The 17,761-nt window shown below is 66.2% G+C and carries 18 protein-coding genes and 1 pseudogene; 5 read left to right on the forward strand and 14 right to left on the reverse strand.

Annotation, left to right across the window (positions count from 1 at the left end; all coding sequences use genetic code 11):
• Positions 1–106 precede the first annotated feature (106 nt).
• Together ACAD63_RS31945 and ACAD63_RS31950 are read right to left on the reverse strand one after the other, a co-directional pair.
• Entirely contained in the window at positions 107–439 is a 333-nt protein-coding gene (locus ACAD63_RS31945) for a hypothetical protein (protein WP_133097915.1), read from the reverse strand.
• A 235-nt stretch (positions 440–674) separates the two neighbouring features.
• Positions 675–2,144 carry a DegQ family serine endoprotease gene (locus tag ACAD63_RS31950; protein WP_434034291.1) on the reverse strand — a complete coding sequence of 490 codons (1,470 nt, stop codon included), beginning with the start codon at positions 2,142–2,144 and terminating at the stop codon, positions 675–677.
• A gap of 170 nt (positions 2,145–2,314) precedes the next feature.
• Here ACAD63_RS31950 and ACAD63_RS31955 point away from each other — a divergent pair, with 170 nt between their 5' ends.
• Both ACAD63_RS31955 and ACAD63_RS31960 read left to right on the forward strand, forming a co-directional pair.
• Positions 2,315–2,803, forward strand: a complete 489-nt coding sequence (locus ACAD63_RS31955) for a MarR family winged helix-turn-helix transcriptional regulator (protein ID WP_135703444.1) — start codon at positions 2,315–2,317, stop codon at positions 2,801–2,803.
• 33 nt (positions 2,804–2,836) lie between these two features.
• Positions 2,837–3,259, forward strand: a complete 423-nt coding sequence (locus ACAD63_RS31960) for an organic hydroperoxide resistance protein (protein ID WP_133097912.1) — start codon at positions 2,837–2,839, stop codon at positions 3,257–3,259.
• A 50-nt stretch (positions 3,260–3,309) separates the two neighbouring features.
• Here ACAD63_RS31960 and ACAD63_RS31965 read toward each other — a convergent pair whose 3' ends face one another.
• From ACAD63_RS31965 to ACAD63_RS32005, 9 genes and pseudogenes are all read right to left on the reverse strand, one after another.
• The gene (locus ACAD63_RS31965) at positions 3,310–3,579 is read right to left on the reverse strand and encodes a GIY-YIG nuclease family protein (protein WP_063241085.1); all 270 of its coding nucleotides are present in this window, start codon (positions 3,577–3,579) and stop codon (positions 3,310–3,312) included.
• Positions 3,580–3,708: 129 nt separating this feature from the next.
• Positions 3,709–3,849 (reverse strand): annotated as a pseudogene (locus tag ACAD63_RS31970) (ABC transporter ATP-binding protein); the annotation flags it as partial.
• A gap of 16 nt (positions 3,850–3,865) precedes the next feature.
• Entirely contained in the window at positions 3,866–4,642 is a 777-nt protein-coding gene (locus ACAD63_RS31975) for an ABC transporter ATP-binding protein (RefSeq protein WP_434034292.1), read from the reverse strand.
• Between the two features lie 61 nt (positions 4,643–4,703).
• Complete coding sequence (locus ACAD63_RS31980; protein WP_133098402.1) at positions 4,704–5,393, reverse strand: DUF2848 domain-containing protein; 690 nt, start codon at positions 5,391–5,393, stop codon at positions 4,704–4,706.
• Positions 5,394–5,459: 66 nt separating this feature from the next.
• The gene (locus ACAD63_RS31985) at positions 5,460–6,683 is read right to left on the reverse strand and encodes an ABC transporter substrate-binding protein (RefSeq protein ID WP_434034293.1); all 1,224 of its coding nucleotides are present in this window, start codon (positions 6,681–6,683) and stop codon (positions 5,460–5,462) included.
• Positions 6,684–6,731: 48 nt separating this feature from the next.
• Positions 6,732–8,075: an amidase gene (locus tag ACAD63_RS31990; RefSeq protein ID WP_133098404.1), complete on the reverse strand. Its 1,344-nt coding sequence runs from the start codon at positions 8,073–8,075 to the stop codon at positions 6,732–6,734.
• A gap of 2 nt (positions 8,076–8,077) precedes the next feature.
• Complete coding sequence (locus ACAD63_RS31995) at positions 8,078–8,458, reverse strand: cupin (RefSeq protein WP_434034294.1); 381 nt, start codon at positions 8,456–8,458, stop codon at positions 8,078–8,080.
• A gap of 48 nt (positions 8,459–8,506) precedes the next feature.
• Positions 8,507–9,991 carry a 4-hydroxyphenylacetate 3-hydroxylase family protein gene (locus tag ACAD63_RS32000; protein WP_434034295.1) on the reverse strand — a complete coding sequence of 495 codons (1,485 nt, stop codon included), beginning with the start codon at positions 9,989–9,991 and terminating at the stop codon, positions 8,507–8,509.
• Positions 9,992–10,028: 37 nt separating this feature from the next.
• Positions 10,029–10,559 (reverse strand): flavin reductase family protein, encoded by a 531-nt coding sequence (locus ACAD63_RS32005; RefSeq protein WP_434034296.1) that lies wholly within the window; start codon positions 10,557–10,559, stop codon positions 10,029–10,031.
• Between the two features lie 399 nt (positions 10,560–10,958).
• Between ACAD63_RS32005 and ACAD63_RS32010 the strand changes: the two genes are divergently transcribed.
• Positions 10,959–12,182 (forward strand): IscS subfamily cysteine desulfurase, encoded by a 1,224-nt coding sequence (locus tag ACAD63_RS32010; protein ID WP_434034297.1) that lies wholly within the window; start codon positions 10,959–10,961, stop codon positions 12,180–12,182.
• A gap of 13 nt (positions 12,183–12,195) precedes the next feature.
• Here the strand turns inward: ACAD63_RS32010 and ACAD63_RS32015 are convergent, their stop codons facing one another.
• Positions 12,196–12,738, reverse strand: a complete 543-nt coding sequence (locus ACAD63_RS32015; RefSeq protein WP_133098409.1) for a MarR family winged helix-turn-helix transcriptional regulator — start codon at positions 12,736–12,738, stop codon at positions 12,196–12,198.
• 112 nt (positions 12,739–12,850) lie between these two features.
• Between ACAD63_RS32015 and ACAD63_RS32020 the strand changes: the two genes are divergently transcribed.
• Positions 12,851–13,414 carry a nuclear transport factor 2 family protein gene (locus tag ACAD63_RS32020; protein ID WP_434034298.1) on the forward strand — a complete coding sequence of 188 codons (564 nt, stop codon included), beginning with the start codon at positions 12,851–12,853 and terminating at the stop codon, positions 13,412–13,414.
• A 37-nt stretch (positions 13,415–13,451) separates the two neighbouring features.
• On the opposite strand, the gene ACAD63_RS32025 is transcribed toward ACAD63_RS32020, so the two are convergent.
• Together ACAD63_RS32025 and ACAD63_RS32030 are read right to left on the reverse strand one after the other, a co-directional pair.
• A complete protein-coding gene (locus tag ACAD63_RS32025) occupies positions 13,452–14,687 on the reverse strand; it encodes an acyl-CoA dehydrogenase family protein (RefSeq protein ID WP_434034299.1) in 1,236 nt (411 codons plus the stop codon).
• A gap of 39 nt (positions 14,688–14,726) precedes the next feature.
• The gene (locus ACAD63_RS32030) at positions 14,727–15,872 is read right to left on the reverse strand and encodes an acyl-CoA dehydrogenase family protein (RefSeq protein WP_135704014.1); all 1,146 of its coding nucleotides are present in this window, start codon (positions 15,870–15,872) and stop codon (positions 14,727–14,729) included.
• A gap of 267 nt (positions 15,873–16,139) precedes the next feature.
• On the opposite strand from ACAD63_RS32030, the gene ACAD63_RS32035 reads away from it, so the two are divergent.
• Entirely contained in the window at positions 16,140–17,687 is a 1,548-nt protein-coding gene (locus ACAD63_RS32035) for an AMP-binding protein (RefSeq protein ID WP_135703674.1), read from the forward strand.
• Positions 17,688–17,761: the final 74 nt, after the last annotated feature.

Genomic DNA, 17,761 nt, shown 5'->3' on the forward strand with positions numbered 1-17,761 from the left:
TTGACTGCAGGGCGAATGAATCGGGGAGGTGCGGAGTCGCCGCGCAGCGGATGATGGCGCGGACGGGTCGCAGTGCCGGCAGAGGCGGCAGCGGCGAAATACCTGCTCAGAACAGCGACAGCTGGCGCATGCCGAAACCGATGGTTTCTTCGACGCGCGCGCGTGCGTGGGCCAGCGATCCTTCGGCGCCCGAGTAATTGCCTGCGGCCCAGTGGTAGACCACGGGAACTTCGCCGCGCTCGGACAGGCGCACCTCGCCAAGCTTGTCGCCGCGTTCATTGCGGTAGAAATGCGAGCGATAGCCGCGCTCCCAATGCGGGGCGACTACTTTCTTGCGCCGCCGGGGCTTCGGCGCGGAGCCGGCCGCCGACGTCGTTGACGCCAGTCGCCGCGCTCTATCGGTACCCGGCGTTGTGGCGCGGGTGAAATCCAACTGCATAGACTTCCTTTTTGTCGATTCAGCAGAACCAGGGCCGGCGGGGGCTACCGCCGCATGCTTCGTGCATCGCAGTCGAGATAATACCTGTTGGCGCGCCTTCTGTAAGTAATTGGTTGTGCGGAATGCCGCTTCCCATAAGGCTTAGCGGGCCGTATACCGGTCGAGGTATACGGCCCGCGTTAACCCAAAAGCCTTGTCTGTTAACGATTAGCGGGTAGCGCCGGCGCGCCCGGTGTCAGCCGATATCGAGCGGAATAAAGATGCGGGCATCGTCGCGCTGCACCAGCAGCGCCACCTGCTTGCCGGACTTTGCCACCAGCGCTTTCAGCTGCTCGGCCGAAGTGATCGGCGTGCCGTTGAGCGACAGGATCACGTCGCCCGGCTGGATGCCAACCCGCGCCGCTGGCCCGGCCACGCCTTCGACCACCAGGCCGCCTTCGATGCCGCTGTCGCGCTTTTCTGCCGGCGACAGCGGACGCACCGCCAGCCCGAGCCGGCCGCTGGCCTCGTTGGTGCCGCCCTTCTGCGCCACCGCCTGGTCCTTGGCCGTGCCGATTTTCACCGACAAGGTCATCGGTTCGCCCTTGCGGATGATCTTCAGCGAGCTTTGCGTGCCGGGCTTGAGGTCGGCCACATGCTCGGGCAGGTCGCCCGAATGGTCGATCACGTCGTTGCCCAGCTGCACGATCACGTCGCCCGGCTTCAGGCCGGCTCGCGCTGCGGGACTGTCCGGCTCGACCGAGTTGACCAGCGCGCCGGTCGGCTTGGACAAGCCGAACGATTGCGCCAGCGCCTGGTTGACTTCCTGCACGCTGATGCCGAGGCGGCCGCGCGTGACCTTGCCGGTCGCCACCAGCTGCTGCTGGACCTTGGTGGCCACGTCTATCGGGATCGCGAACGACAAGCCCTGGTAGCCACCGGTCTGGCTGTAGATCTGCGCGTTGATGCCGATCACCTCGCCACGCTGGTTGAACAGCGGGCCGCCCGAGTTGCCCGGGTTGACGGCCACGTCGGTCTGGATGAACGGCACGTAGGTATCGTCAGGCAGCGAGCGCGACTTGGCGCTGACGATGCCGGCAGTCACGGTGTTCTCGAAGCCGTACGGCGAACCGATGGCCAGCACGGGCTCGCCGACGCGCACCTGCGAGGGATCGCCCAAGCGAACCGTCGGCAGGTTCTTGGCATCGATGCGGATCACCGCCACATCGGTCTGCGGATCCGTGCCCAATACCTTGGCCTTGAATTCGCGACGGTCGGTGAGCTTGACGGTCACCTCCTGCGCGCCGTCGACGACGTGCGCATTGGTCAGGATCAGGCCGTCAGGGCTGACGATAAAGCCGGAGCCCAGGCCGCGCACCAGTTGCTGCTGGCCACCTTGCGGGCCCTGGAACTGAGGGCCGAAGCGCTTGAAGAACTGGAACAGCGGATCGTCGGGATCGATCCCGGGCGGCATCTGCGCGGCGGTGCGTTGGGCGCGCGCGGTCACGCTGATATTGACCACGGCGGGTCCATATTGCGCAACGATGCCGGAGAAGTCCGCCGGCGTGGCCACGGCGGCCGCTGGCTGCGTGGCTGCGACGGGCGTCGGCATGGGAGCAGCGTATCCGGGCGTGACGACTTCCTTCTGCAGGTAGGCATACCCGCCGCCCAGGGCGGCGAGGGCCGCAATACCGACGGCCGTGCGAGCAATGGTCTGGCGAATCATGTCAGGGTCCTTACGTAGAAGATCTGGCGTCGGCACTTTGCGACGCGACGGGATCATGCTAACGACCGAGACTTAAAACAGGCTTAAGGTTACGAGTGCCTTGATTATCACTTTTAGCGCAGATGACAAATTTATGTTGCACACAATTCAATTGCGTATAATATATCGGCATGGAACGCGACAACGATGACACCTCGAATTGGCTGCTGCTCGATCGGCAACTATGCTTTGCCCTGTATTCGACGTCGCTTGCGATGACCAAGCTGTACAAGCCCATGCTTGGTGAGCTTGGACTCACTTATCCGCAATACCTGGTGATGCTTGTATTGTGGGAGACTGAAACGCTGACGGTATCGGAACTGGGTGGTCGCCTTGCGCTGGATTCCGGCACGCTGACACCGTTGTTGAAGCGGCTGGAAGCCACCGGCCTGGTTACCCGCAACCGCGATACCGGCGACGAGCGCCGGGTACTGGTGCGCGTGACCGAGGCCGGTCGGGCCCTGCGCGATGCAGCCGAACGTATTCCTGAACAGATGTTGTGCGCCACGCAGTGCCCGGTCGAAGAAATCCAGGCCCTGACGCAGCGCCTGCATGCACTGCGGTCCACGCTGGAAGCAGCGCGTACCGATTTCCCACCGCCGCACGACGGCAAGCCTTGATACGCCCCTGCGGGCAACCAAACGGAGCCTTAAATGAAACTCGAAAAAGTCGTTTATACCGCCCATGCCAAAGCAACCGGCGGCCGCGATGGCCGGGCCACAACCTCCGATAGCCAACTCGACGTCAAGCTGGCAGTGCCCAAGGAAATGGGCGGCGCCGGCAACGGCCTGAACCCGGAACAGCTGTTTGCCGCTGGCTACTCGGCCTGCTTCCTGGGCGCGATCCGGTACGTGGCCGGCCAGCAAAAAATCAATGTACCGGCAGAGGCTTCGATCGAAGGCGCCGTCGGCATCGGGCCGATTCCGCAAGGTTTCGGCATCCAGGTCGAGCTGAAGATTTCGCTGCCGGGCTTCGAACGCGAAGCGGCGGAGAAACTGGTGGAGCAGGCTCACCAGGTTTGCCCGTATTCGAATGCCACCCGCGGCAATATCGACGTGACGCTGACGGTCGTCTGATTCCGCGCCCAGACAAAACGGCCAGGATCGCCTAGCGGTCCTGGCCGTTTTTATTTTGGGTCTTCGTGCTGCGCACAGAACGCGCGCTTCTGCGCCGCACTCATCCGCTTGATCTCGATTTCCGCCTTCAATGCTTCCGATTTGGTTTCAAAACGAAGCCGCACCATGACCCGGATGGGCTTGCGCGAACGCGTATATTTGGCCCCCTTTCCCGACAGATGCTCCGCAAAGCGCCGATCGACGTCGGTGGTGATCCCGGTATAGATCGAGTCACCGGTGCATTCGAGCAGGTAGAGATACCAGGCGCAGTCGTCTGACATGGAATGAAAGGTCTAAGCGAGCCGATAAACCGCTGATAAACTCGAAGCCGCAAAAAGCAAAAACCCCTCGCAGCACACGCTGTCGAGGGGTTTTGCACAATAAGAGCCTGGCGATGACCTACTTTCACACCCGTTGCGGCCCAGCAGCGTCACCACTTCGCCGCGGTTCACCGTGAGGTCGACGCCGTGCAGGATGTGCGATTCGCCATACCAGGCCTGCAGGCCCTTGATTTCGAGGGCGGGAGTGTTGTTCGTGCTGATCGTACTCATTTGCTCGTCCCCCGCTTCAGTGCGCGCCCTGCAGCTCGGCATCGGCCGTGCCCATGTAGGCCTCCATCACGCGCGGGTCCTTCGACACCTCGGCGTAAGGCCCCTCGGCCAGGATCGCGCCCCGCTGCAGCACGGTGATCTTGTCGGCGATCGACGAGACCACGCTCATGTTGTGCTCGACCATCAAAATGGTGCGGCCGGCGGAGACCTTCTTGATCAGCTGCGTGACGCGGTCCACGTCCTCGTGGCCCATGCCCTGCGTGGGCTCGTCGAGCAGCATCAGCTCCGGCTCCATCGCCAGCGTGGTGGCGATCTCCAGCGCGCGCTTGCGCCCGTACGGCAGGTTCACCGTCAGCGTGTGCGCGAACTCGGTCAGCCCCACCTGCTCGAGCAGCTCCATGGCGCGGTCGTTGAGCACATCGAGCGAGCGCTCGCTGCGCCAGAACTGGTACGCGGTGCCAAGCTGTCGCTGCAGCCCGATGCGCACGTTCTCCATCACCGTCAGGTGCGGGAACACCGCCGAGATCTGGAACGAACGGATCACGCCGCGGCGCGCGATCTGCGCGGGCTTCTCGCGGGTGATGTCGATGCCGTTGAATACGATGGTGCCGGTGGTCGGCTCCAGGAACTTGGTGAGCAGGTTGAAGCAAGTGGTCTTGCCTGCGCCATTAGGGCCGATCAATGCATGGATCGAGCCGCGCCGGATTTGCAGGTTGACGCCGTTGACCGCGGTAAAGCCGCGGAACGACTTGCCGAGATCGCGGGTCGCCAGGATCAGGTCGTCATGCGGCATGGCCGTGCCTCCTTATCGTTGGCTGCCACGTTGCCGTGGCGAAAGAGATAGCGCGCCATGCTTAGCCCTCCACCGGCAGCGTCGCGATCGCGTACGCGTGGCGCAGCGTGCGGCCCAGCACCGGGTCTTCCAGCTCGATCTCGAAACGCTGCGCCGGGCGGATGCCGCCGATGGCCGGCAGCGTGCCGCACAGCATCGCCGAGCCCTCGCCAAAGCTGCCGCCATGCCCGGCAAAGCGGTCGAGCAGGTCGGCCGGCGAGCGCATCGCCGTCACCGCGCCTTGCTGGTACAGCACGCGTTCGCCGTCGATGGTGGCGTAAGAGCGCAGCACCAGCCGGTCCCAGTGGCCTTCCACTTCAGCCAGCTTCCACAGGGTCTGCGCACAGGGCTTCTCGCACATCTGCTTGGACACAGTGATGCCATAGATCTCGGCCTCGCGGTCGGTGTGGTCCGAGGCGATGCCCACCAGGATCTCGCCGCCGTCGTTCACGAGCAGGAATTCCGCTTCGCCGCTGCTGGCTTCGCCGCTAACCTGGATCTCCGGCGCGGCGCCCAGCCGTTCTGCGGCGACGCGATAGAACACGGGCGTGTAGGGCGGGCGCTTGACGCCAAGTTCTTCCAGTTCGCGGATATGGGCTTCCATGGCCTCGACGTCGCGGCCGGTCCATCCCGCCACCACCAGCTGGCGAATGGCGACGGCGCGTTGCGACTTGCCCTGGCGGCTGTCGATATCAAAGGTAAGGGTCTTCATGTTCGGGGGCTCTCTGTGCGGGGGAGGGGCGGCCAGCGTCAGCGCCGGCCGCATGGACGGGTTGGCTTACTTCTTGACCAGCGGACAGGCGCTGGCGCTGAGCGGCCGGAACGCTTCGCTGGCGGGGATCACGCTCTTGATCTTGTAGTAGTCCCACGGGCGCTTCGATTCCTGTGGCCGCTTGACCTCGACCAGGTACATGTCATGCACCATCAGGCCATCGGCGCGAATGGTGCCGTTGGTCGCGAAGAAGTCATTGACCGGCGTGGCGCGCATTTTGGCCAGTACCGCGTCGCTTTCGTCGGTGCGCGCGGCCTGGATCGCCTTCAGGTAGTGCATGGTCGACGAATACACGCCGGCATGGACCAGTGTCGGCATCCTGCCGGTCTTGGCGAAGAAGCGCTGCGACCACGCGCGCGTGGCGTCGTCGCGGTCCCAATAGAACGAAGTCGTCAGCGTCATGCCTTGCGCGGCCTGCAGCCCCAGGCTGTGGATGTCGCTGATGAACATGTGCAGGCCCGCCAGCCGCTGCTTGCTGCCGTTGATGCCGAAGTCCGCCGCGGTCTTGATCGCGTTGACGGTATCGGCGCCGGCGTTGGCCAGCCCGATCACGCGGGCGCCGGACGCCTGCCCCTGCAGCAGGTACGACGACAGGTCGGCGGAGTTGATCGGGTGCTTCGCCTTGCCCTTGAGCGTGCCGCCGACGCTCGACAGCGCCTCGGTGCCGTCCTTCTCCAGCGACGCGCCCAGGGCGTAGTCGACGGTCAGGAAGTACCAGCTGTTGTCGCCGCCGCGGGTCAGCGCCTTGACCGTGTTGGCGGCGAAGGCGTAGGTGTCGTACGAGTACTGGATCGTATAGGGCGAGCAGTCCTCGTTGCTCAGCCGCGTGGTGCCGGCACCACTGGCAATGACGATCTTGTGCTTGAGCTTGCCCAGGTTGGAAACGGCCAGCGCCACCGACGACGGCAGCGCGTCCTGGATGACATCGACCTTCTGGTTGTCAAACCAGCCGCGCGCCAGCGTGGCGGCGACGTCGGTCTTGTTCTGGTGGTCGGCGCTGACCACCTGCACGGGTGCGCCGAGCACCTTGCCGCCGAAGTCGTCGACAGCCATCTGCGCGGCGATCACCGAGCCCTTGCCGCCGATATCGGAAAAGATGGACGACATGTCGGTGAGCACGCCGATCTTGACGACGCCATCGCTGACGGGGGCGGGATCGGCCGCCACGGCGGTTCCCGAGATGAGGGCGGCGCAGGCGAGCGCGGCCGCGCCGATGCGGATATCAGGCATGTTGTCTCCTTGGGTTTTGTAGGAATAGTGAGTACTGCTCAGGCTGCGCTACCTGTGGCACTGCCGCAGCGCCGCTTCCACGGCCATGCCGATCGCCAGCAGCCTGCGGTCGGCGCCGTGCCGGCCGAACAGCATCAGGCCCACCGGCGCTTCGCCAGGGCGATGGCAAGGGACCGACAGCGCGCAAAGGTCGAGCATGTTGGCGATGGCGGGGTTGCGCAGCAGCAGGCGGTTGGTGGCGAAAAAGGCGTCGTCGTCATCGAGGTCGGCGATGCGCGGCGCCAGGATCGGCACGGTTGGCAGCACCACGGCATCGAAGCCCGCCAGTTCGGCATCCGCCTGCCGGCACAGCGCGGCGCGGCGGTCGCGCATGCGCAGGTAGTCGGCGGCGAGCTGCCCGTCGGCCAGCCGGATGCGCGACAGCACGCGCGGGTCGTAGCGGTCGGCGTGCGCCGCCATCAGCTTGCCGTGCCAGGCGCTGGCCTCGGCGGCCACCAGCCCGCCGCCGTGGCCGAGGTCGCCGAGCTGGCCCCAGGTGTCGAAATCCACGTCGTGCAGTAGCGCGCCGGCGGCGGAAAGCCGGCGCAGGGCGTCGCTGAACGCCTGCGCTACCGCATAGTCGATGGCATCCAGCACCATCCCGCCGGGCACGGCCAGGCGCAGTCCGGCCAGGCTGGCCGGCGCCGCGGGCGGCGCTGCGCCGGCCATTACCGCGTCGACGGCGGCGCAGCACGCCACGGTATTGGCCAGGCAGCCGACCGAGTCGTAGCTGGGCGACAGCGGCACCGCGCCCTGCAGCGGCACCCGGCTCGCGCTGGGCTTGAATCCGACGATCCCGCACAGCGCTGCCGGGATGCGGCACGAGCCGCCAGTGTCCGACCCAATCGCGGCCAGCGCCATGCCGTCGGTCACCGAGACCGCAGCGCCGGACGACGAGCCGCCCGGAATGCGCCCGGCCTGCCGGTCGAACGGGTTGCGCGGCGTACCGTAGTGCGGGTTGATGCCGACGCCGGAATAGGCGAACTCGGTCATGTTGGTCCGGCCGACGAAGACCGCGCCCGCGGCGCGCAGCCGCGCAATGGCCGGGGCATCGGCGCTGGCGGCGCGTTCCGGCAGTACCTTCGCGCCGGCGCGGGTCACATCGCCCTGCACGTCGAACAGGTCCTTCACCGACACCGGCACCCCCGCAAGGGCACCGGCCACGCCCTGTTCGCGCAGCATGTCGCTGGCCTGCGCCTGCTTGCGGGCGGCCATGCTGACGCCGTGCGGGAAGACGCGCGCGCCTTCGCCGCCGGGATTGCAGATGCGTTCGACACAGGAGGCCAGCAGGGACAGCGCATTGGCGCTGCCGTCGGCAAGCTGGCGCCTGGCGGTGGCTACGGTCGCTTCCATGATCAGGCCGGGTCGTAGTAGTGGATTTCCAGCAGCATGCAGCCGCCGTTGGACCGGAACGGGCCGTGGAACGCGCCGGGAGGGCGGCAGGCGTAGGTATTGGGCGCGAAGGCTTCGCCGCCGTCGCCGTTGGCATCGTTGCCGACGGTCAGGTCGCCGCTGAGCAGGTACACCTCCTCCCAGTACTCGTGGACGAACGGCGCCCTGGTGAAGATGCCCGCGTCGAAGCGCAGCAGGCGGGTACGGCTGCCGCGGCGGCCGCTTTCGTCCAGCGCGCCGGACAGGATCTTCTGCTGGATGCCGGCGGGGTAGCCTTCGGGCACTTCCCAGCCGGTGGCCAGGTCCAGGGTATGGAACTCGTCGTGAAGTTTGTTGATCGCCATGCTGATCTCCGTTATCGAGGCAAGGGTGGGGAACGGGAGGGGAGCGGGTCAGGCGGCCTGCGGCAGCCGGGCCAGTTCGTCCTGCAGGGAATAGCTGCCGAGCATGCTGTCGACCAGGCCCGACGCGCGCTTCCAGTCGTAGGTGCGGTAGGCATGGCCCTTGGTGACGAAGGTGGCGCCGGCGTAGAACATTTCGTACTGGTTGTGGCGCGAGGCAAACTCGGAGCCGACCGCGTCCCAGGCGAGCTTGAAGAACTTGACGCGCTCCTCCGGGCTGCACACCGGCGATTTCTGCGTCTTGGCGATGATGTCGGCCAGCGTGGGATTGGCGAAATCCTCGATGCTGGAGGGCAGCATGATCATGCCGCCGCCGGCCAGCTCGCGCAGCGTGTTCAGCACCTTGGCGTAGAGCTGCTGCGTCACCACCTGCGAGCCGTACAGCATGCCGCGGTCGGGAATGAAGTAGCCGTTCTGGTTGACCTGGCCCTTCGCTTCCATTCCATAGACCCAGGCCTCGACCATGCCTGCCTCGGCGGCGAGCTGGCCCAGAAGCTCCTTGACCTGCGGGAAGCCGGCAGTGCCGTTGATCTCGGTGATGCGGTGCGCCAGGCCGACCAGGAAGCGCAGCTTGACCATCAGCCTCACCTGGCACTGGTAGTTCTGGTAGACGTGCGCCGGCGTGGCATGGAACTGCTTCGCGCACATAGCGACGTCGCCCGCGACGAAGATCCGTTCCCAGGGCACCTTGACGTCGTCGAAGTAGAGCACCGCATCGTTCTCGTCGAAGCGGCTCGCCAGCGGGTTGTCGAAGACCGAGGTGGCGCTGGCCTCGTACGACTTGCGCGACATCACCTTCAGGCCCTTGCTGTTCATCGGCACCGCGAAGGACAGCGCATACATCTCGTCGCCCTCGCGCAGCGGCTGGATGCAGCTGCAGAACACTTCGTTGGCCATGATGCCGCTGGTGGCGAGCATCTTGGCGCCGCGCACGGTAATGCCTTCCGCGTCCTGGTCGACGATGCCCACCGCCAGGTACTTGTCTTCCTGCTCGTGCGCCGCCTTGGCCTGGTTGGCCTGCGGGTTGACGATCACATAGGTGAGGAACAGGTCGTTGTCGCGGGCGTAGCGGTAGTAGTCGCGCAAGGCGCCGGCGCGCGCCGGATCGGCCTGCTCGAGCACGTCGATGCCCATGTACATGCCGGAGATGCACGACGCGACATGATCGGGCGAGCGGCCCATGAAGCCGTAGTGCAGCGCGGTCCAGGCTTCCAGCATCTCGCGGCGCTCGACCAGTTCGTTGTAGCTGGTGGGCAGCTCCCAGATGCGGCTGACGCGCCGGTCGCTGCCTTCCGGCTGGAAGGTCATCATGTCGACGTTCTCGGGAAGCGCCTGGAAGTCGTAGAGATTGGCATAGCTGCGGATCGAGTTGCGGAAGGCGGGGTGCGCCGTGACGTCGGTGACGCGCTTGCCATCGAGGTACACTTCGCGCCCATCGCGCAGCATGGCGATGTGCTGGGTGCCGGTCTTGATCATGTCGTTCTCCTGTAGCTGACTGCTTGTGTTGTTGGGTTCAGGCCGCGGTGGGGCTGTATTCCAGCGCCCGGTACTTGCCGCCAAAGAAGATCAGCGGCCGGCCGTCATGCCGGGCGTGATGGCGGACCACCCGACCGATAAAGATCACGTGGTCGCCGCCGTCATGCATCGCATAGGGCTCGCACTCGAACGTCGCCAGCGTGTCTGGCAAGAGCACATGGCTGTCGCTGACGTTGCCGAAGTCGATGCCATCCCACTTGCCCGAGCTGGCGCGGGCAAAGCGGTTCGAGAGATCCTGCTGCGCCTCGGCCAGCACGTTGACCGCGTAGCGCGGCGCGCTGCGCAGGTCAGCCAGGCTCAGGCAGCGGCGATCGACCGAGAACAGCACCAGCGGCGGATCCAGCGATACCGAGTTGAACGACGCCACCGTGATGCCGACCGGGACCTCGCCGGCGCGCGGCGCGGTGATCACGGCGACGCCGGTGGCGAACATGGCCAGCGCGTTGCGAAAGCGGCGCTGCGCGTCGGCGTCCGTTACGACGCCCTGATCGACAGATGACTCAGCCATCACGACTCCTACGCATGTTTGGGCAACCGCTGTGGCTGCCGCGGTTTGTTTTCTTAATTAGCTTTGTAACTTAGGTTTCATTGAATGCTAACAAACTGCGGTATTCAAGTTGGTGGAAACCCTAGGCGAGGAGCCTGGCGCGCACGCTGCGCCGCCGCGTGAATGCCGGAAAGCCTTGTGGCACAAAGGTTTTCGGGAAGTGGAATTGGGGGTTGGGGCGTTGCAGATGGCGCGTGCGACACCACGGAGCAACCCTATCGGCAGCATGGCGGCCCGCCCCCGGGCGCGCGGCCCGGTGCTAGACTCGGCCGCACTTTCCCTGACCAGCGGGTTCGCGCGGTTCGCGCGGTTTCACTTTCTCCCCCGGTCGTACTCCCTCCGCAGCCAGGAATGCGCCCCATGCAAAACCAGCAAGACAACCTTCCCATCTACATGGACTACAGCGCGACGACGCCGGTGGACCTCCGCGTCGTCGACAAGATGGTGCCGTTCCTTCACCAGCAGTTCGGCAACCCGGCATCGCGCAGCCACAGCTATGGCTGGCAGTCGGAAGCGGCGGTGGAAACCGCGCGCGCGCACGTCGCGGCGCTGCTCAATGCCGACCCGCGCGAGATCGTCTGGACCTCCGGCGCCACCGAAGGCAACAACCTCGCGATCAAGGGCGCGGCGCATTTCTACCGCGGCAAGGGCAATCACATCGTCACGGTCAAGACCGAGCACAAGGCCGTGCTCGATACCTGCCGCGAACTGGAGCGGCAAGGCTTCGAGGTGACGTATCTCGATGTGGGAACGGACGGCCTGGTCGATCTCGATGTGCTGAGCGCGGCGCTGCGGCCGGACACCATCCTGGTGTCGGTGATGATGGTCAACAACGAGATCGGCGTGATCCAGCCGGTCGCGCGGATCGGCGAGATCTGCCGCGCTGCTGGCATCGTGTTCCACTGCGACGCGGTGCAGGCCGCCGGCAAGATCCCCATCGACCTGGCGGCGCTGAAGATCGACCTGCTGACCGTGACCGCGCACAAGGTCTACGGGCCCAAGGGCATCGGCGCGCTGTACGTGCGCCGCAAGCCGCGCATCCGGCTGGAGGCGCAGATCCACGGCGGCGGCCATGAGCGCGGCATGCGTTCCGGTACCTTGCCGACGCACCAGATCGTGGGCATGGGCGAGGCGTTCCGGCTGGCGCGGCTGGAACTGGAAGAGGAAGGACGCCGTGTCGGTGCGCTGCGCGACCGGCTGCTGGCGGGCCTGTCGCGGCTGGACGAGGTCTACGTCAACGGCAGCCTGGAACACCGCATCCCGCACAACCTGAATATCAGCTTCAACTACGTCGAGGGCGAGTCGCTGATCATGGGCATCAAGGACGTGGCGGTGTCTTCGGGATCGGCCTGTACCTCGGCCTCGCTGGAACCGTCGTTCGTGCTGCGTGCGCTGGGCCGCAGCGACGAGCTGGCGCACAGCTCGATCCGCTTCACGCTGGGCCGCTACACCACCGGGGCCGAAGTCGACGAAGTCATCCTCCAGGTCAGCGCCACGGTGTCGAAGCTGCGCGAGCTCAGCCCGCTATGGGAGATGCATCAGGAGGGCATCGATGTCGGCACGGTGCAATGGGCCGCGCATTGACAGGGGCATGTCCCTAGCCTTTCAGGCGGCGCGCCTGCAGGTGCTCAAGGTCGAGCGCGGCACGGTCGCCGTTGGCGACAAGGCGATCGACCACCGAGCACAGCACCTTGAATTCGGTGCGCGTGACGCCGTCGAACAGCACGTCATTGATCTGCTGCTGCACCGGCAGCAGTTCATTGAGCAGCTTGTTGCCCGCCGTGGTGATGGTCAGGCGCATCTTGCGCTTGTCGTCGGGGTGCGCCTTCTTGTCGATCAGGCCGAGCTTCTTCAGCTTGCCGGTCTCGATGGTGATGAACGGCCCGCTCAGGTGCAGGTGGTCGGCCAGCTGGTTCACCGTCACCTCGCCCTGCTGCGACAGGTGGGCGATCGAGCGGATCAGCGAATATTGCACGCCGGTCAGCCCGACCAGGTTGCCAAAGCCGTCCCGCACCGACAGCAGCCGCGCGGCAAACGGCAGCAGGCCATTGACGAGGTGCCGGAACTCGCGGTCCGAGCCATCGATCAGGCAAGCCGGATGCGTGATTGTCAGGGTCTTGTTTGCAGGAGTCGTAGCCATCGCGGATTGTTCAATTAGCTTGTAATGCAAGCTTTGTGCCAAATTCTACCAAACTCGCCGCGCGGCCTGCCGTGCTGCCCGGCCTCACTTTTTACGCCAACGCGTTGCCTGTATGAACCCGATCTCCCTACCCGAAGCGCAAGCGCTGCTGGCCAGCTATGTCGAGGCCAAGGACAACAACCGTCCCGCGCTGATCCACGAGGCGTTCGCGCAAGATGCGACGCTGACCTTCTCGATCGACACCGACACCATCAGCTTCCCGGCAAAGACCGAAGGCGCCGCGGCGATCGCGGCGACGCTGGTGACTGACTTCGCGCAGACCTTCGACCGCTGCCGGACCTACTACGTCGGCGACCTGTCGCTGGCGGAGGCGGGAGCCACGCTGACGGTGCCGTGGCTGGTGCTGATGCGCGAGAAGGCGGTGCATACCTTGCGCGCGGGGAAGGGCGTCTACCGCTGGGGCTTTGCGCGGCAGCAAGATGGGACGTACCGCATCGGCAGCCTGCACATCCATATCGCGCGGATGGACGTGGTGCCGGATGCCGGCGCGGCCATGCTGGCGGCCTTGCAGGCTGCCTTGCCGTATCCCTGGCTGCCGTCGCAGACGCTGCAGGCGGCAGTTCACGCCCAGGTATCGGCTGACGCCAGGCTGGCGTTCCTGAAGGAATTTGTCTGAGGCCTAGCCGGCAGGACCAACCTGCCGGCACGCCACGTCAAAGCCCCAGCACCAGCTTGGCGATGATATTGCGCTGGATCTCGTTTGATCCGCCGTAGATCGACGCCTTGCGGTAGTTGAAGTAGCGCGGCGCCAGCACGGCCGCATAGTCCGGCCCCACGCGCAGCGCGGCCTCGCGGCCCTGGATTCCGGCCCAGGTGTCCTGCACGAACGGCAATGCCGCGGGACCGGCGGCCTCGACCGCCAGCTCGCTGACGGCCTGCAACGTCTCCGTGCCGGTGAGCTTCAGCATGCTCGACGCGGCCCCGATCGACGTGCCCGATTCCACGCCCGAAAACACGCGCAGTTCGACCGCCTCCAGCGCGGCGGTGCGCACGTGCAGCGTGGCCAGCTTGCGCCGGAAGGAGGGGTCGTCGAGCAGCCGCCCGCCATCGTCGGCGGTCTGCTCGGCGGCGATCTGCGCCACCTTGGCCAGTTGCTTGCGCAGCATCGGGCTGTAGGTGCCGCCGCGTTCGAACTCCAGCAGGTACTTGGCATAGGTCCAGCCCTTGCCTTCGTCGCCGATGCGATTCTCCGCCGGTACGCGCACGTTCTCGAAGAAGACCTGGTTCACTTCCTGTTGCCCGGCCACGGGACCGTCCAGCGTCGGCAGAGGTGACACCGTGATGCCGGGGGTACGCATGTCGAGCAGCAGGAACGAGATCCCTTCCTGCCGCTTCGACTCGCGGCTGGTGCGGACCAGGCAGAACATCCAGTCGGCCCACTGCGCATGCGTCGTCCAGATCTTGGAGCCGTTGAGGATGTAGTGCTCGCCGTCGCTGTCGGTGCCGGGATCGGCGCGCAGCTGCAAGGACGCGAGGTCAGAGCCGGAATTGGGCTCTGAATAACCCTGGCACCACCACACGTCCGATGCCAGGATCGGCGGCAGGAAGCGCGCCTTTTGCGCCGGCGTGCCGTATTTCATGAGCACCGGCGCCACCATCTTCAGCCCCATCGGCGATACCGGCGGGCAGCCGGCCGTGGCCAGCTCGGACTGGAAGATAAAGCGCTGCGTCGGCGTCCAGCCCGGGCCGCCATATTCCTGCGGCCAGTTGGGCGCGGCCCAGCCGCGCGCATGCAGTGCCTTTTGCCAGCGCACCTGGCCGGCCTTGTCGAGATAGCCGTTCTTGGACTGCGCCATCATCGCGCGCAGTTCGTCGTCATACGCCTCGGTGATCCAGGCGCGCACGTCTTCACGGAATTGCTGGTCTTGCGGGGAAAAATCGAGATGCATCGACGGGCCTCGCTGGGGTAGTCGTCAGGGGGTGGCGGTTCAGGCCGCGACGGGATAGAGCAGGTCGGCGTAGCGGCGCAGGTGGTGCTCGGCCGAGCCGAACTGCAGGTCGATCGCCGTGACGCGCTTGAAATAGTGGCCCACCGCCAGCTCCTCCGTGACCCCCATGCCGCCGTGGATCTGCACGGCGCCCTGGCCGACGAAGGCCCCGGCCTGGCCGGCCTGGACCTTGGCCGCGCACGCCGCCTGCGCAAAGTCCGCCTGCGCGCCGTCGGCCTGCATCGCCGCGACCTGCGTCAGTGCCACGGATTGCTCCAGCTGCATATACATGTCGGCCATGCGGTGCTGCAGCACCTGGAACGTGCCGATCGGCACGCCGAACTGCTTGCGCTGGCGTGCGTAGTCGATGGTGTCGGCCAGCATGCGCGCCATCGCGCCGTTGGCTTCCGCGGCCAGCGCGACCAGGGCGTGGTCGCACAGCCGCTCGATCAGCGCTAAGGCCTCGCCTTCTGCGCCGATGCGCTGGCTGGCCGGCACCTGTACGTTATCGAGCAGCACCTCGGCCGCGCGCATGCCGTCGAAGGTGGGATATTCGCGCAGGGTCACGCCGGGCGTGTCGCGTGCGATCCAGAACAGGCTGATGCCCTCGCGGTCGCGGCGCGCCCCAGCGGTGCGGGCGCTGACCACCAGGTGCGACGCGGAAGGCGCGCCCACCACGGCGTGCTTGTGTCCGCTCAGCTTGTAGCCGTCGCCAGCGCGCGTGGCGCTGGCTTGCACGTCATGCCGGCAATAGCGGCTGGCGGGCTCGGCATGCGCCCAGGCCGCGGTGACCTCGCCACCGATGATGGCGGGCAGCCACTGCGCCGCCAGTTCCGGGCTGCCTTGCGCCAGCGCGCCGCCAGCCAGCACCACGGTGCCGAGATAAGGTTCGAGCACCAGGTGGCGGCCGAACTGTTCCATCACGATCATGTGCTCGGCAGCGCCGCCGCCCAGCCCGCCGACCGACTCGGCAAAGCCCGCGCCCAGGATGCCGAGGTCGCGCGCGAACGCACGCCAGCAATCGGGCCGCCAGCCCGTTGCGGACTGGACCGCGGCGCGGCGCGCTTCAAAAGCGTAGTGGTCGGCCAGGTAACGCGCGAGCGTGTCGCGCAGCATCGATTGTTCTTCGCTGAACTTGAAATCCACCTCGGCTCCTTCGGGAATGGGGGATGGCGTGGCTGCGATAGTTTGCGTCAGCATGATCCGGGCACGCCGACGGGCGGCGCATCGTCGCATCGGACGAAGGTGCGCAGGCGCCGCTCAACGCCCGCACTTGCTCGTTTCATGCGGCGCCGCATCAAAATGCCGGCGCCACGCTTCGTCGCTTCCGACGATGGTTGAACCGGCGGGTCGTTCACAGAATGCGGGATCACCATCCCAATCCAGCGAACCCCTGTCGAGGAGCCCAACGCCATGCATCCGTCCATCCACGCGCAGCGCACGCCGGAGAAGCCGGCCGTCATCATGGGCAGCAGCGGCGCAGTCGTCACGTACCGCGAGCTGGACGAGCGCTCGAACCAGGTGGCGCACCTGTTCCGCACGCTGGGCCTGCGCCCTGGCGACCGTGTGGCGTTCATGCTGGAGAACCATCCGCGCATGTTCGAGCTATGCTGGGGCGCGCAACGCAGCGGCATCGTCTATATCTGCCTGAGCACCAAGCTGAACGCGGCCGATGCCGCCTACATCGTCAACGACAGCGCCGCGCAGGTGCTGGTGACCACGCACGCCCAGGCGGAGATCGCGGCCGCGCTGGTGGCGCAGACGCCGGCGCTGAAGCGCCGGCTGATGCTGGACGGCACGGTGCCCGGCTACGACGCCTATGAACCGGCCCTGGCAAGCTGCCCGACGACGCGCGTCGCGGACGAGGTGACTGGCGGCGACATGCTCTATTCGTCGGGCACCACGGGCCGGCCCAAAGGCGTATTCGCGCCGCCGGGCAGCCCGCGCATCGAGGATGCCACCACGTTGACCAGCCTGTGCCAGCGGCTCTATGGCTTCGATGCCGAGACCCGTTACCTGTCGCCGGCGCCGCTATACCATGCCGCGCCGCTGCGCTACAACATGTCGGTGCAAGCGCTGGGGGGCACCGCGGTGGTGATGGAGCATTTCGACGCGGAGAAATACCTGCAACTGGTGCAGCAGCACCGCATCACGCATACGCAGCTGGTGCCGACGATGTTCTCGCGGATGCTCAAACTGCCCGAGGCACAGCGCCGGGCCTATGACGTGTCGTCGCTGCGCGTGGCGATCCATGCCGCGGCGCCATGCCCGGTGCAGGTCAAGGAGGCGATGATCGCGTGGTGGGGGCCGGTGATCTGGGAGTATTACGCCGGCACCGAAGGCAACGGCGTGACCGTGGTCAGCACCCAGGAATGGCTGCAGCGCAAGGGCACCGTCGGCCGGGCCATGGTCGGCAAGCTGCGCATCTGCGGCCCCGACGGCGAACTGCAACCGCCCGGCGAGCCCGGCACCATCTATTTTGCCGAAGGCCGCGCCTTCGAATACCACAACGACCCGGCCAAGACGGCCGAATCGCGCCATCCCCGGCATCCGGACTGGAGCACCATCGGCGATGTCGGCTATGCCGATGCCGACGGCTACCTGTTCCTGACCGACCGCAAGGCCAATATGATCATCTCCGGCGGTGTCAACATCTACCCGCAGGAAGCCGAGAACCTGCTGATGACGCACCCCAAGGTGCTTGACGTGGCGGTGATCGGGGTACCTAACGAGGATTTTGGCGAAGAGGTCAAGGCTGTGGTGCAGCCGGCCGACATGGCGCAGGCCGGGCCGGAACTGGCAGCCGAGCTGATCGCGTTCTGCCGCGCCAACCTGTCCACCATCAAATGCCCGCGCTCGGTCGATTTCGAGTCCGAGCTGCCGCGCCTGCCGACCGGCAAGCTGCTCAAGCGGCTGCTGCGCGACCGCTACTGGACCGGCCACGGCAACAAGCTGGTGTGAAGGCGGCGCCGGCATCCGGCTTGTGCCCGGCGAGCGCAGCGGCGCTGCGGTCCGGGAGCCCCTTAATCCAGCCG

It is taken from the genome of Cupriavidus sp. a3 (genome assembly GCF_051015765.1).
Lineage (GTDB): Bacteria > Pseudomonadota > Gammaproteobacteria > Burkholderiales > Burkholderiaceae > Cupriavidus > Cupriavidus oxalaticus_A.

What these genes read in the sequence shown, in the direction of transcription:
- ACAD63_RS31945 (WP_133097915.1), bottom strand. Translation starts at nt 439, where the DNA reads ATGCAGTTGGATTTCACCCGCGCCACAACGCCGGGTACCGATAGAGCG.
- ACAD63_RS31950 (WP_434034291.1), bottom strand. Translation starts at nt 2,144, where the DNA reads ATGATTCGCCAGACCATTGCTCGCACGGCCGTCGGTATTGCGGCCCTC.
- ACAD63_RS31955 (WP_135703444.1), top strand. Translation starts at nt 2,315, where the DNA reads ATGGAACGCGACAACGATGACACCTCGAATTGGCTGCTGCTCGATCGG.
- ACAD63_RS31960 (WP_133097912.1), top strand. Translation starts at nt 2,837, where the DNA reads ATGAAACTCGAAAAAGTCGTTTATACCGCCCATGCCAAAGCAACCGGC.
- ACAD63_RS31965 (WP_063241085.1), bottom strand. Translation starts at nt 3,579, where the DNA reads ATGTCAGACGACTGCGCCTGGTATCTCTACCTGCTCGAATGCACCGGT.
- ACAD63_RS31975 (WP_434034292.1), bottom strand. Translation starts at nt 4,642, where the DNA reads ATGCCGCATGACGACCTGATCCTGGCGACCCGCGATCTCGGCAAGTCG.
- ACAD63_RS31980 (WP_133098402.1), bottom strand. Translation starts at nt 5,393, where the DNA reads ATGAAGACCCTTACCTTTGATATCGACAGCCGCCAGGGCAAGTCGCAA.
- ACAD63_RS31985 (WP_434034293.1), bottom strand. Translation starts at nt 6,683, where the DNA reads ATGCCTGATATCCGCATCGGCGCGGCCGCGCTCGCCTGCGCCGCCCTC.
- ACAD63_RS31990 (WP_133098404.1), bottom strand. Translation starts at nt 8,075, where the DNA reads ATGGAAGCGACCGTAGCCACCGCCAGGCGCCAGCTTGCCGACGGCAGC.
- ACAD63_RS31995 (WP_434034294.1), bottom strand. Translation starts at nt 8,458, where the DNA reads ATGGCGATCAACAAACTTCACGACGAGTTCCATACCCTGGACCTGGCC.
- ACAD63_RS32000 (WP_434034295.1), bottom strand. Translation starts at nt 9,991, where the DNA reads ATGATCAAGACCGGCACCCAGCACATCGCCATGCTGCGCGATGGGCGC.
- ACAD63_RS32005 (WP_434034296.1), bottom strand. Translation starts at nt 10,559, where the DNA reads ATGGCTGAGTCATCTGTCGATCAGGGCGTCGTAACGGACGCCGACGCG.
- ACAD63_RS32010 (WP_434034297.1), top strand. Translation starts at nt 10,959, where the DNA reads ATGCAAAACCAGCAAGACAACCTTCCCATCTACATGGACTACAGCGCG.
- ACAD63_RS32015 (WP_133098409.1), bottom strand. Translation starts at nt 12,738, where the DNA reads ATGGCTACGACTCCTGCAAACAAGACCCTGACAATCACGCATCCGGCT.
- ACAD63_RS32020 (WP_434034298.1), top strand. Translation starts at nt 12,851, where the DNA reads ATGAACCCGATCTCCCTACCCGAAGCGCAAGCGCTGCTGGCCAGCTAT.
- ACAD63_RS32025 (WP_434034299.1), bottom strand. Translation starts at nt 14,687, where the DNA reads ATGCATCTCGATTTTTCCCCGCAAGACCAGCAATTCCGTGAAGACGTG.
- ACAD63_RS32035 (WP_135703674.1), top strand. Translation starts at nt 16,140, where the DNA reads ATGCATCCGTCCATCCACGCGCAGCGCACGCCGGAGAAGCCGGCCGTC.